At 63.6% G+C, this 13,283-nt stretch carries 10 protein-coding genes; 4 read left to right on the forward strand and 6 right to left on the reverse strand.

The window, feature by feature from the left end:
* Positions 1 to 163: 163 nt before the first annotated feature.
* The 5 genes from ACRC0P_RS18800 to ACRC0P_RS18820 form a co-directional block, all read right to left on the reverse strand.
* On the reverse strand, positions 164 to 1,696 hold the full coding sequence (locus ACRC0P_RS18800) for a UUP1 family membrane protein (RefSeq protein WP_438632840.1): 1,533 nt from the start codon (positions 1,694 to 1,696) through the stop codon (positions 164 to 166).
* 81 nt (positions 1,697 to 1,777) lie between these two features.
* Positions 1,778 to 2,470, reverse strand: a complete 693-nt coding sequence (locus tag ACRC0P_RS18805; protein WP_438632841.1) for an ATP-dependent zinc protease family protein — start codon at positions 2,468 to 2,470, stop codon at positions 1,778 to 1,780.
* Between the two features lie 170 nt (positions 2,471 to 2,640).
* On the reverse strand, positions 2,641 to 2,964 hold the full coding sequence (locus tag ACRC0P_RS18810; protein WP_438632842.1) for a YqcC family protein: 324 nt from the start codon (positions 2,962 to 2,964) through the stop codon (positions 2,641 to 2,643).
* Positions 2,965 to 3,049: 85 nt separating this feature from the next.
* The gene (gene dinG, locus ACRC0P_RS18815) at positions 3,050 to 5,209 is read right to left on the reverse strand and encodes an ATP-dependent DNA helicase DinG (RefSeq protein WP_438632843.1); all 2,160 of its coding nucleotides are present in this window, start codon (positions 5,207 to 5,209) and stop codon (positions 3,050 to 3,052) included.
* 158 nt (positions 5,210 to 5,367) lie between these two features.
* On the reverse strand, positions 5,368 to 6,525 hold the full coding sequence (locus tag ACRC0P_RS18820) for a 1-acyl-sn-glycerol-3-phosphate acyltransferase (RefSeq protein WP_438632844.1): 1,158 nt from the start codon (positions 6,523 to 6,525) through the stop codon (positions 5,368 to 5,370).
* 333 nt (positions 6,526 to 6,858) lie between these two features.
* On the opposite strand from ACRC0P_RS18820, the gene nhaC reads away from it, so the two are divergent.
* From nhaC to pgi, 4 genes are all read left to right on the forward strand, one after another.
* Positions 6,859 to 8,355, forward strand: a complete 1,497-nt coding sequence (gene nhaC, locus ACRC0P_RS18825) for a Na+/H+ antiporter NhaC (protein WP_438632845.1) — start codon at positions 6,859 to 6,861, stop codon at positions 8,353 to 8,355.
* Positions 8,339 to 9,403 (forward strand): DUF3549 family protein, encoded by a 1,065-nt coding sequence (locus ACRC0P_RS18830; RefSeq protein WP_438632846.1) that lies wholly within the window; start codon positions 8,339 to 8,341, stop codon positions 9,401 to 9,403. Before nhaC ends, ACRC0P_RS18830 begins: the two co-directional genes overlap by 17 nt.
* A 40-nt stretch (positions 9,404 to 9,443) precedes the next feature.
* Positions 9,444 to 9,854 carry a hypothetical protein gene (locus ACRC0P_RS18835; RefSeq protein WP_438632847.1) on the forward strand — a complete coding sequence of 137 codons (411 nt, stop codon included), beginning with the start codon at positions 9,444 to 9,446 and terminating at the stop codon, positions 9,852 to 9,854.
* A 400-nt stretch (positions 9,855 to 10,254) separates the two neighbouring features.
* On the forward strand, positions 10,255 to 11,874 hold the full coding sequence (gene pgi, locus ACRC0P_RS18840) for a glucose-6-phosphate isomerase (RefSeq protein WP_438632848.1): 1,620 nt from the start codon (positions 10,255 to 10,257) through the stop codon (positions 11,872 to 11,874).
* 48 nt (positions 11,875 to 11,922) lie between these two features.
* Here pgi and ACRC0P_RS18845 read toward each other — a convergent pair whose 3' ends face one another.
* Complete coding sequence (locus tag ACRC0P_RS18845) at positions 11,923 to 13,029, reverse strand: glycoside hydrolase family 53 protein (RefSeq protein ID WP_438632849.1); 1,107 nt, start codon at positions 13,027 to 13,029, stop codon at positions 11,923 to 11,925.
* Positions 13,030 to 13,283 lie beyond the last annotated feature (254 nt).

Raw genomic sequence — 13,283 nt, forward strand, 5'->3', positions numbered from 1 at the left:
TCTGGGGGGCTCCCTTCGGGCGGGCCGCTAAGCAGCCATCTGCGGCGTTGCACTTGCTTGACGTAGAATGACTACGCCGGCGCAAGTGCGCCTTGCATCTGGCCGCTTAGCGGCCCGCTGGTATCACTATTTAGTACCACACAGGACACTAGGATCTTCCGGACTACCGCACCAACTGGCGGAACCGCATCAGCTCCCCGAGGCGGAAGCCGGTGTAGTTGCCCACGATCAGTATCAGACCCAACAACACCAGCAACAGTTCCGGGAAGTTGAAGGTCCAGTGCTCCACGTAGCGGTTGGTCATCACCCACCAGGCGAGCACCGCCACCAGCAGGGTGCCGCCCGCCTGGACCACCACTTCGTAGGGGCCGTCCTCCTCCCACACGATGGACATGCGCTCGATGGTCCAGGCCAGAATAATCATCGGGAAAAAGGTCACCGTGAGCGCCTGTTCGATGCCCAGCTTGTAGCTGACCACACTGATGGCCCCCATCAGTATCACCACCGTGACCACCACCGCGGCGATCCTGGCGACTAACAGCAAGTTGAGCCGGCTGAGGTAGAAACGCACCCAGAGACCCAGCACCAGGATCAGGATAAAGATCGACAGGCCGGTGAGCAGCCGGGTCTCGATAAAGGCGATGGCCAGCAGCACCGGCATAAAAGTGCCGGAAGTGCGAATACCCACAAAGACCCGCAGCAGTACCACTACCAGCGCACCCACCGGCACCAGCAGGATCAACTTGAAAATGCTCTGCTGTTCAATGGGCAAACTATAGATGGAGAAGTCCACCAGCGCCTCCTTCTCCCGGCTGGTGCTGAGCATGGCCACGTCCCGCGCGGGCACGTCGTTGGAGATCACCGAAAAGGTCACTCTGGAATTGCGCCCGCCCTCCACGTCCAGCAGGCTTTTGCCGCCGCGCTGCCAGATAAAGAAGTTCTTCGGCACGCCCGGTGAGCCGCTGTGGGGCTCGAACACCACCCAGCGTTCGCCGTCGTAAACTTCCAACAGATCCTCCGGATCCAGGCGTCGGCGGTCGTCCTCCAAATAGAGACCCCGGATACGGTGCGCGGGTATTTCCGCGGCGGACAGCATTAGCAGTGCCGTATCCACCAGGGAGCGGTCCTTGTAGTAGCCGAAGATCAGGTTCCTATCCTGGTTGCGGTTGTCGCCCAGGGCGATAAGCAGTTGGGTGGTAAAGGTTTCGGTATCCGAGGAGCGCTCCCGCGCGCTGTCCACCAGGGAATAGATGGCGAGGCGCACCGCCTCCTGTTCGCGGGCGCCGAGAAAGGGTTTCTGTACCTCGGTACTCAAATCCAGCGGCTGTTCCAGCGCCGCCCCCGGTGTCTGGTGCACGTCCAACTGGTAAAAGAGCGACTGGGGGCCGGAGGCTGAGCGGCGCGACCAGACGGCACGGTACTCGTCGTCCTCGCTGACGATATTGAAGCCGTAGCCGGAGGAACTGAAGCTCTCGTTCAACACTTCCATATTGCGCTGTTCCCGCGGAAGGGTCAGCGCGGCCTTGACCGGACCGCCATCGGCGGTGAAGCGCACCTTGGCCTCGATGGTCCAGACGGTGCGGTACTCCCCCGGCAGCAGCGGGAAGCCCAATTCGATGTTTTTGTAAATCGTCAGGCCCGCACCCATAAGCGCAAGCAGCCCAGCGAGAATATAAACCTGAGCGCGCGGCGACATCCGCCAATCTCCATAATCTCTATTGGCGCGCTAAGAGAGGCGCGGCGCCGAATGTTGTTATCTGGGCGAGTATTTCGGGGGCTACTTGTACGAGCCCTCCCGGGGTCGGCCCTGCACGTGCTGGCGGCTCACGTCCACCACCGCGGCGTCCTTGAGGAAGTTGCGTCCCACCAGCAGCGGGTAGTCGGAGGCACCGCGGTCGGTCAGGTTGACCTCCACCATATGGGTGACCTCGCCCACGGTGAGGCTCATCTCCACCACCGGCCGCCGCTGGCTGTCGAAGCCCGGGCGCGTCACACGCACAAAACGCTTGACCGGCAACTCGATAGTTACCGGCTCCGCCTTTTTCTCGTCCGGGTCCGTCAGTTCGAAACGGATCCAGTCCTTGCCGTCCCGCTCGAAGGGCGTCAGTTTCTGTGCGCTGAGGGAGGATGTGGGAGCACTGGTATCAACCAGCGAGCGCAGGCGCAGGCCACCGGGCTCTATGGCCACGGTTTCCACCGACCCGAGCACCAGCTTGTCTCTTGCCACCGGCACTTCGACCAGCCTTTCCCGGGTGCGTTCGATAATGCGCTCGACCACTTTGACTTCCGGCTCGGCGCACGCCAGTTCCACCGGGGGTGGGCACTGCGCCTCCGGGATATCGGCGGCGGCTTCGCCTGTGGCCGGCTCGGCCGCCGGAGCCTGTCTCCCGGGGGTCAGGCGCTGTAACATCTCACAGCCCACCAGCAACTGGGAGGCCAGCAACAGCGACAAAATGGGAAAAATCCGCATTCTAAAATACTACCTTAGGGCCTCTCGGCCACCCCTGTGCAAAGCTTGCCCCTGCAATTTTTGATATCGGGAAATCCCTGCCCCCCTTTTTGCAAAGGTCGGATAGTAACCTATCCGCCCGGGACCTGAACAGCGACTGCTCGACAGCTCGCAGTTCCCCGACGGGGAAATCAGCCGAGCCGGAGGCGCGCGTCTATGTCGCCGAGCAGCTTTACCAGGGGGGCGGCTGTGGCTTTGTCCTTGAAGTACTCCTCGGCGATGGGCGCGATACCGCACTGCCGCGGCAGCGGCTGTTCCCGCTCGACCAGCAGGCTCATGCGCGGCAGGAAAACAAACTGCAGCCATTGGGGCAGGCTGAGGGTGTCCACGCAAAAGGGTTCGCCGCTGTCCAGGGCCTCCGCCGGGGGCGCTTCCGCCTGCCACAGGTCGAGGCGGCGCAGCTCCACCTCCAGTTGGAGCAATTGGTCGGCGACGTCTGAATAAATCGAATGCATAGCGAAACTATTATTGTGCGGGCGGCCCTCTCTCCCAACCCCTTTCCCCCGCAAGCGGGAGAAAGGGGCCGGAGTTTCCGGCCGGTTATTCGATCCGCCGGGTAAAGGGCGGCAGTGAGTCCAGGATAGCCCGACCGTAGCGTCGGGTGACGATACGCCGGTCCAGCAGAATCACGGTGCCGCTGTCGGATTCGGTGCGCAGCAAGCGCCCGCAGGCCTGCACCAGCTTGAGCGCGGCGTCGGGCACGGTGATCTGCATAAACGGGTTGCCGCCGCGGGCCTCGATCCACTCCGCCAGCGCCGCCTCGATGGGATCGTCCGGCACCGCGAAGGGCAGCTTGGCGATCACCACCTGGCGGCAGTAGTCGCCGGGCAGGTCCAGGCCCTCGGCAAAACTGGCGAGGCCGAAGAGCACGCTGCTGCCACCGCCGTCCACCGTCTCCCGGTGAATCTCCAGCAGTTGCTGGCGCGAGCGCTGCCCCTGTACCAGGATGCGGTTGCGCCAGGTACCGGGCAGCGCCTCGTACACGGTTTCCATCTGCCGGCGGGACGAGAACAGCACCAGGGCACCGCCGGAGTCCTGCAACAGCTCCGGCAGCGCATCGATCACCGCGTTGGTGTGGGCGTCCGCACTGCCCGCGTCCACCGCGGCGGCGGGCACCCGCAGCTCTGCCCGGGAGAAGTCGAAGGGGCTGGGCACCACCTGGTAGCTGGCGTTATCCGGGGTGCCGGCGCGCATTTTCAGGCGGTCGAAGCGCCCCAGCGCGGTGAGGGTGGCGGAGGTGAGCACGGCGCCGAAACAACGGCGCCAGAGGCTGTATTCCAGGGTTTTGCCGGCGAGGATCGGCGAACTGCAGACCTCGAAATCGGTGGAGCCGCCCCAGTCCACCAGAGTGACCCAGCGCGCCTGGGGCAGCGCGCCCTCGGCGTCTGCTCGGGAATAGTTGGCCCAGAGCTGCAGGTTGGCCTCGGCACGGCCATACCAACTGCCCAGTATTGGGTACCAGCGCTCCAGGTCCACCGCCGGCACCGGGCTGTGGGGGTCCTCCAGCAGGCGCTGGGCGGACTGCAGCATCTTGTCCAGCAGGGACTCCAGTTCGTCGAAGTCCTCGCGCAGCTTCTCCGCCAGCTCCATCAGCACCTCCGGTACCACGCCGCCGGCGAAGCGGTGGCGAGCGCCGCGGCCCTGAGAAGATGAGGTGCCGCCGCGCTGGTCTTCGAATTCACAAATGTCCTCGATCAGCGGCCACAGCTGCTCCAGGGTCAGCTTGGCGGAGCTGAGCACCGCCGGCAGTTGTTCGCCGCAGCGGTCTATTTCGCCGCCGTCGCCGATTTCGCCGAGCAGTTGACCGAGGTTCTTGTTCGCCTGATCCAGCCAGCCGGTGGTGGCGCCCACGCGGCTGTGATGGGAGAAGTGGTTGAGCGCTTTGTCCGGCAGGTGGTGGGCCTCGTCCAGGACATAGATGGTCTCCTCCGGCGGCGGCAGTATGGCGCCGCCGCCCAGGGCCAGGTCCGCCAGCAGCAGGTCGTGGTTGGCGACGATCACCTGGGTCTTGCCCAGGCTCTCGCGGGCGCGGAAGAAGCTGCAATTGCTGACGTGGGGGCAGCGGCGGCCGCTGCACTGGCGGTGGTCGGTGGTGACCCGGCTCCAGTCCTCCGCCTCCAGGGTGTCCGGCCAGTTGTCGCGGTCGCCGTCCCAGCCGCCGGTGGCCAGCTTGTCGGCCATCGCGCGGTAGAGTTTGACCCCGTCCTCGCCCACCTGGGGCTTTTCGTCCTCGTAGAGGGCGAGGCTGACACCCGCACCGCCGGCACTGAATTCCGACAGTAGCTGGTCCAGCTTGCTCAGGCACAGGTAGCGGCCGCGCCCCTTGGCGAGCGCGAACTCGAACTGCAGACCGCTGTGGCGCATCAATTCCGGCAGGTCCTTGTGGATGATCTGCTCCTGCAGGGCCACGGTGGCGGTGGACACCACCAGTTTCTTGTCCTGCGCCTGGGCCAGCGGAATGGCGGCCAGCAGGTAGGCCACCGTCTTGCCGGTGCCGGTGCCCGCCTCCACCACGCAGATATGCTCGCCGTCGGTCTTGTCGCAATCGCGCTCGCCGCCGGCCGCCCGGGCAATGCCACCGAGGGTGCGGGCGATGGCAGCGACCATCAGTTTCTGTCCGTAACGGGCCTTGAGTTCGCGCCCGGAGAGAAACTGGCTGTAGGCGGCCTGGATGGCCTTTTTGTTTTGGTCGTTTAGCAAGGGAAATCTAACGCTGAATGCGGAATGATGACAAATTTGTCAGGAACAAATTTGGACAGCCACCGGCTGCCCGCGAAGCGGGTGAGGCACAGGGATGGGCCTCATCCATGCGGAATGGTAACTGAAATCACATCGCGGAACCCGTTCCGCATTCCGCTTCACTCGTAGGCGAGGCGCGAGACCACCGGGTTGGCGTAGGCGCGGATGGCCTTTTCGCGCCAGCGCTCGTCGATGTCCGCCATGCGCTTTTCGAATTTCTGCCGCGTCGTCTCGTGCTCGTCCGGGTGCCAGGGCCGGGCTGGATAGGAGACCGGCAGGTCCGGCGCCTCGCCGTAGAGCATCTGGTAGGCGATCAGGTTGGTGGGGTGCAGCACATAGTTGCCGATAATCTGCCGGTCGATCTCTTCCGCGATGGAGGCCACGTCGTTGAAGTCTCCCTCGATCGGCGTACCGAAGGCGGCGTGCACGTGGCCCTTGGGGCCGGTGATCCCCCGGGCCAGGGTTCCCAGGTCCTCGTGCTCGGCCTTGCGGTACTCTTCCTGGTGCTCGGTGATATACAGCTCCTTGGCCTTGCTGGCATCGCAGGGGTCCCATTCGTAGGAGATGGACAGCGGGACTATGTGCAGCTTGCGCCAGAACTCGGCAAAAGGGGTCTTTTTGTCCTTGGTCATCGCGAACATCGCCACCAGTGCCGGATTGGTACGATCCATGCCGTCCTTGGCGCGCCCGGAGCGCTGGGCGATCCACACGTGTTCGTTGTCGTTCACTACGGAGTGATAGATGTAATTGGACAGCTGGGTGGCCGCGGCCAGTTTCTCCCGGCGGCTGCCGGCCTGGCGCCTGACTACAAAGCTCTTGTTCAGCTTCATGAGATCGGTGGCGAACTGCTTGGTGAGCAGGTTGTCGCCGATAGCGATGCGCGACGTCTCGTGGCCCTCGCGGAACATGGCCACGATGGACAGCGCCGGGTCCATGGCGATATCCCGGTGGTTGCTCACAAACAGGCAGGCGCGGTCCCGCGGCAGGCTGTCCAGGCCGGAGATCGTGAATTCGCTGGTGGTACGCTCGACGATGCGGCCCACATACTTCTCGACCACTTCCTGCACGCCGCGCACATCCCGCGCCTTGCGCAGTTCGAAACGCACGAACTGGCGCACCAGCCAGGCCACCGGGCGCTCCAACATACGCGCCGCACCCGGCACCAGAAAGTGCGCCAGCGCGCGGGACATTTCCGGGTCGGCGATCAGCCGGTCCAGCACCGGGCGCACCTCGTCGTCCCGGTAGGGACGGATATCCTCGAACCGGGCGGGATCCAACTCACTCGCTCTCATGCTCTCGCTACACCAGTTGGCCGCAAAGTGCGGCGTTCTTAATTTGTTTATTTGGACAGAAACTCTACCCGGCCGGGACGCCGGGCAGGGCGCAGAACATACCGGAAGCGCCAGAGAACTGCCAGTGGTCGCCGATGGGCGGAATGGAAGCGGGCCAGCGAAATTCAATTCACCACTGGCCACCAACCACTGGCCTCGCCAAAGTGGACTTCCCCGGCCACAGCCGGGAAAATAGGCGGCTTATTCCCGTCGACGACGGCAAAAACAACGATAACGATACCGGGCCGACGCGGCCCCGCAGCAGTCCAGGAGTAGCCATTGAGCCAGCCCAGTTCCGCCGAGCCCCGCAATCCAACCCTGTTGGACGCGCTGACCCCGCTGCTGATCCTTATCGCACTGCTGTCCCTGTCGGTGTTCTTCTTCGGCGAGGACTCCTCCTACGGCCCCAACCAGATCGCCCTGCTGCTGTGTGCCGGCGCGGCCGCCTTGATGGGCATGAAGAACGGCCACAGTTGGAAGGATATGGAAAGCGGCATGCTGCACGGCATCGGCCTGGTGTTCGGCGCCATCCTGATCCTGCTGGCGGTGGGCTCGCTGATCGGCAGCTGGATTCTCGCCGGCACCGTACCGTCGATGATCTACTACGGCGTGCAGATATTGTCGCCGCAGTGGTTCTACGCCGCCAGCTGTATTATCTGCGCCGTGGTCGGCCTCAGCATCGGTTCCAGCTGGACCACCGCCGGCACCCTGGGCGTGGCACTGATGGGCATCGCCGGGGCGCTCGGCCTGTCCCCGGCGATCACCGCCGGCGCGGTGATTTCCGGCGCCTACTTCGGCGACAAGATGTCGCCGCTGTCCGACACCACCAATGTGGCCGCGGCGGTGACCTCCAACGACCTCTTCCTGCATATCCGCCATATGCTGTGGACCACCATGCCCGCATTCGCGCTGGCCCTGGTGGCCTTTGCGGTGATCGGCCTCGCCGCCGACACCGGCAGCGCCTCCGCCGCGGATATCCAGTTGATGCTGAACGCCCTGCAGGACGAATTCAATATCTCCGTCGTGAGCCTGCTGCCACTGGCGCTGCTGCTGTTTATGGCCTGGCGCAGAATTCCCGCCTATCCCACGCTGATTATCGGCGCGCTGGTGGGCTGTATTATCGCCGTGATTTTCGAGCCGGAGAGCACTCGCCGCCTGGCGGGGGGAGAAGGCGGTGCCATGGACCTGCTCAAGGGCGCCTGGATCAGCCTGTTCGACGGCTACAAATCCACCTCCAGCAACGAGAATGTGGCGGCGCTGCTGTCCAAGGGCGGCATGAGCAGCATGCTCAACACCATCTGGCTGATCATCTCCGCCATGGCATTCGGCGGCGCCATGGAGCGGGCCGGCTTCCTGGAGCGCATCGTCGACTGGGCCCTGTCGAGGGTGAGAACCGTCGGTGGCCTGATCACCTCCACCGTGCTCACCTGCTTCGGCATGAACGCCGCCGCCGGCGACCAGTACATGGCCATCATCATCCCCGGGCGCATGTTCCGCGAGGCGTTCGCCGACAAGGGGCTGCACGGCCTCAACCTGTCGCGCACCCTGGAGGACTCGGGCACCATCACCTCGGTGCTGATTCCCTGGAACACCTGTGGCGCCTATATGAGCGCCACCCTGGGCATCGCCACCTTTACCTACGCGCCCTTCGCGCTGTTCAACCTCCTCTGCCCGCTGCTGGCCATCGGCTACGGCTGGTTCCACTTCAAACAGATGCCGCTGTCTGCCGGCGCGGACACTTCCGCGGTGGCACAGGCGCATGCCCAGCCGCAGTAGAGCAATGGAGGATAGCGGCACCCTCGGCGAGCTGATCGCCGCAGCGCGGTTCAAGTTGCGCTGGTTCGATCTGGGGCGGCGGGTACAGCCGCTGACCCGCACCCTGGCCGAGGCCTTCGAATCCGGCCGCTCCCCCTGGCCGCACCCCTACCTGCGCCACGCCTGGACCGGGCTGCTGCTGTCGCCGGAGGAAGGGGGAGAACCCGCGGTCTGGTTTCTGCGCCGGCCCCTGGACGAACAGGGAAAGCTGCAACTGCCGGTGCGCGACGGCTTTCTGCGCCAGCTCACACAACAACTGCGCACCGACAGCGGCGGGGACCCCGCCGCGCGCCTGCAGAGCGCCCTGGACCGGAGCGAGCTGGTATTCGATCCGCCGCCGGAGCGCCGCGCCAGCTTCCATGCCCGGGCCGGCCTGTTGCTGAAGCGGCCCCCCAGCGCGTACTACGCCGCGGCGCTGGAGTACTGCCGCGATCCAGCCACCCGGCCCTGGGACCAGTTGGGCCTGCAGGGCATCGCCGACCTAGCGGCGCGCTGGAACGAGCACGGCGTGCTGCTGCAGGGGAGAATGGCCAGGCTGGCGGCTCCGGTGTTTATCAACCTCTGCCAGTGCCTGGAGAGCGAGGCCATCGACCACCGGCTGGCGGCGGGGATCATCGACCGCGCCCGTTCGCAGCTGGCCGACGGCACCACGGATTACACCCCGGTGGCCGCCGCTGTTCGCGGGGTTTCCCACTCCGTCGCCGGCGGGTTGCGCCGGCAGTTTTTGCGCGAACTCCTGCAGGGTCCCGCAGGGCGCGACAGAGAAGTACTGGCGGCCATCGGCAGCCGCTGTCCGCGGGATCTGGAGCGGGCGGAAATCGCCGAGCCCTGGCTTGCCGCGCTGGCGGAAAACCTGGACCAGGAGACTTTCAACCTGCTGCTCACCGACCTGCTGTTCCTGCCCGAGGTGCGCCCGGTATTGCTGGGGGCACTGCGCAACCCGGCGCGCCCGGAATCCCTGGCGCGCGCATTCGGAATACTGCTTCGGGGCTCGCAGCCGACCCACTAGCCCGGATATTTTTGGGCCGCGCCGGCAACACAAAAATATTTTGACGCACGAAGCCACCATGGGCTTAAAGAAATTTTTATACAGTTTTTTACAAAAAAAATTCCGAAAATTCCGCAATAGTCTACAGGGAAATTTGGCGGATAAACCTCTAAATTTAGGTATTTTTCCACGCCAAACTGACACAAAATTTATCCAGACTTTCCCCCTGGCGGTTATTTTAACCGTGCGCCTATTACACTCCATTGGGCGGTATCTTTGTAGAAAATATTTTTACAAAGCAGACCAAACAGGTGACGTTTTATTGTCTATGCTAATGGCTAACATCAACGGAAAGGAGTTAGGGGATGAATTTCACTCCAGCCAAGTACTTAATCGGAATTATCAGTGCACTGGTTTTGGCAGGTTGCTGTGCAGCGCCAGTCCCGCCGGCTTACTGCCCTCCGGGCGCTGAACAAATTCCGCTGTCAATGGCCTGCCCTGCAGACGCAGATTGTTGGATGGCTTCCGACAATGTTCGCTGCATGAAAGTGGTCAAGTAAGATTACTTTCCGGCAAGCCTAGGGCACCTCTGCACAAGTCCATGGCTTCTCAGGCTTTCAGAGCGGCGAGCTGCGCCTTGCATCTGCACGCTTCAGGACCCGCTGAGAAGCTATGGAATTGTGCAGAGGTGCCCTAGCAATGCCGCTTTTCGAAGCGGCATTTGCATTTTCTACGCCACCGTATTTTGGGGCTTTTGGCAGCATAGGGTGAAAAACCTCTGAGAGCCTGTTTGAACCCTTCCAAGACTGGCCGACAGGCCCGTTTGCGGCTAGCATAAGCGGCTTTTTACGAGCCAATAAATCCGCACCGCTATGACAACTGAATCCCGCTCCGCCGCCATCGCCCGACTCCAGTCTCACCACCAGCAACACAAATGGTCCCTGCGCAAACTGTTCGCCACCGATCCGGACCGGGCCCAGCGCTTCAGCCTCGAAGCTGCGGGCCTCTATCTCGACTACAGCAAGAACCACCTGGGCGACGATACCCTGCAGCTGCTGCTGGACTGCGCGGACCAGCTCGGACTGCCGCAGGCGATCGCCGAGCTGCTGGCGGGCGCCGAGGTGAACAACACCGAACGCCGTCCCGCTCTGCATACCGCCTTGCGCTTTCAGGGTGAACCGCAAAACGAACACGAGCGGGCGGTAGCCGACTGCCGCGCCCAGATGAAGCGGTTCTCGGAGGAGATACACAGCGGCAGTTGGCGGGGCTTCTCCGGGGAGCCCATCCGCCATATCGTCAATATCGGCATCGGCGGCTCCGACCTGGGCCCGCGCATGGCCGTGGAGGCGCTGTACCCCTGGCAGCGGGAAGATATCAGTGTGCATTTCGTGGCCAACGTCGACGGCGCCGACCTGAGCGACACCCTGTCGCGGCTCCCCGCGAAGCAAACCCTGTTTATCGTCGCCTCAAAATCCTTTTCCACCCTGGAGACCCGCCAGAACGCGCTCTCCGCGCGCCGCTGGATACTGGACGCGGGCTGCGGGGAAGACCAGTTGGAACAGCACTTTGTCGCGGTGAGCAGCAATATCGTCGCCGCCCAGGACTTCGGCATAGCCCCGCAAAATATCTTTCCCATGTGGGACTGGGTGGGCGGCCGCTATTCACTCTGGTCCGCGATCGGGCTGCCTATCGCCCTGGCCTGCGGCTTCGAGACCTATGAAGCACTGCTGGCCGGCGCCCACACCGTGGACCGGCATTTCGCCGAGGCGCCGCTGGCTGAAAACCTGCCGGTATTGCTGGCGCTGATCCACTTCTGGTACCGCCAGTGCTGGGACGCCGGAAGCCAAGTGGTGCTGCCCTACGCCCAGCGCCTGGCGCGTTTCCCCGCCTGGCTGCAACAACTGGACATGGAAAGCCTGGGCAAGGGCGTGAACCGCGAGGGCCACCCGCTCGATTACCCCAGCGGCAGCGTGATCTGGGGCACCGAGGGCAGCAACGGCCAGCATTCCTTCCACCAGTTGCTGCACCAGGGCACCGATCTGATCCCGGCGGATTTCATCGCCGTCAAGGAGCCCACCTCCGGGCTGGAAGAGCAGCACAAGTGGCTGCTGGCCTGCTGCATCAGCCAGAGCCAGGCCCTGCTGCGCGGTAAGACCCTGGCCGAGGCCCGGCGTGAACTGGAAGAGGAGGGCCACACCCACCGGGAAATCCACGCCCTGGCGCCGCACAAAGTGGTCCCGGGCAACCGTCCCAGCAACACCCTAGTCGTGCAAAAGCTCGACCCGCACAATCTGGGCGCCCTGCTGGCGCTCTACGAGCACAAGGTGTTCGTGCACGGCTTCCTGATGGATATCAATCCGTTCGACCAGTGGGGGGTGGAACTGGGCAAACAGCTCGGCAGCCGCATCTCCGACGCGGCGCAGGGGGAGTTACCAGAGGATTGGGACGGCTCTACCCGGGGGCTGGTGAGGATGCTGCTCCCCGACAATTGAGTAGAAACGCTTTCACACTGTGGAGAGCGGGTGCCTGGGTGTGTCGCCTTACCGCGGCGCTGCCTCGCGCTGTCGGGCCTGGATCGCGCCCACCACGGGCAGGGCGTTGCCGTCCTCGTCGAACATCCCGCGACTGCCGATGCCGCGGAAGTTGCCGACGGCGGGTTCCCACCACATGACGCCCTTGCCGCGGCCGCCCGGGATAGCGCGGACGGCGGCGTCCACGTCGAGCCAGTATCGCATCTGGCCTTCGGGCGTTTGAGGGTATTCCAATGCGTCCGCGCGCGGGGCATCCTCCCACTCGCCCGACTCGCGCCAGTGGTAGGCGGCCTCGACCAGGACGATGTCCTTGTCGTACGCCTCCGCCATGAACGCGAAGTTGGCCTTGAGCTCGGCGAGGGTGCCGTGCCACCAGGGGTAGTAGCTCTGGCCGATCACATCGTAGTCGATGCCGTAGGTGTGGAACTTGTCGAAGAACCACTTGGTGCGCTCCATGTCGCCGCCGCGGTCGATGTGGATCATGATCAGCGGCGGCTCGACGCCGTCCGTCGCCGCGGCCTCGACGCCCTCGATTGCGGCACGGACCAGATCCGCGAAGCGGTCCCAGCCGCCCTCTTGGGAGAGCCGGCCGTCGGGCCACATCATGCCGTCGATTACCTCGTTGCCCGGCTGCACCATATCCGGCCAAGCACCGGCTTCGCGGAAGGCTTCCATCGTTTCCCGCGTGTACGCGCGCACCGAATCGACCAGTTCCCCGTGCGACTGCCCTTCCCACGCGGCGGGAATGAACTGCTTCTGCGGGTCGGCCCAGGTGTCGGAGTAGTGGTAGTTGAGCAGGAACTTGTAGCCCTGTTGCTTGGCTGCCTTGGCCAGCGCAATGGTGTATTCCAGGTCATTGGGCAGCCGGTCGGGTGAGTGGAACAGCCGGAGGCGAACCCAGTTGAATCCGTGGTCGCGGAAGATCTCGAGGCCCGGCTTCACGGCGCCGCCGTCTTTGAACTCGACCCCGCGCTCCTCGGCGGACTTGAGAAAGGACAGGTCGGCTCCGATCGCATATTCGCTATCTGCGGCCCACACCCGATTTCCCGACAGCCCAAGGACAAACGCCACCGCGAGGGTAATATACGCCACCTTTGAGAATATTCGATTAATCATTTTTATAAAGGCCTCCTCTATTTTCTTTATTGTTTAAAGGTGTCGATATCCAGCGCTTCCCCCTCCGCGGCGACGCAGGGGCCATTCAGGAGGAAGACAAACACAAAGTTGACGGCGAGATATTTTTTTCATGGCGGTGCTATCAATTAAGATAAACCTTTGGTAACTACTCACTCATAGGGAACCTGCATTGGGTTAAGGGAATCACCCTGTAGGAGCGGGCCATGCCCGCGATCAGCCTCTGTTCGCGGGCA

Source organism: Microbulbifer sp. (genome assembly GCF_051659245.1).
Lineage (GTDB): Bacteria > Pseudomonadota > Gammaproteobacteria > Pseudomonadales > Cellvibrionaceae > Microbulbifer.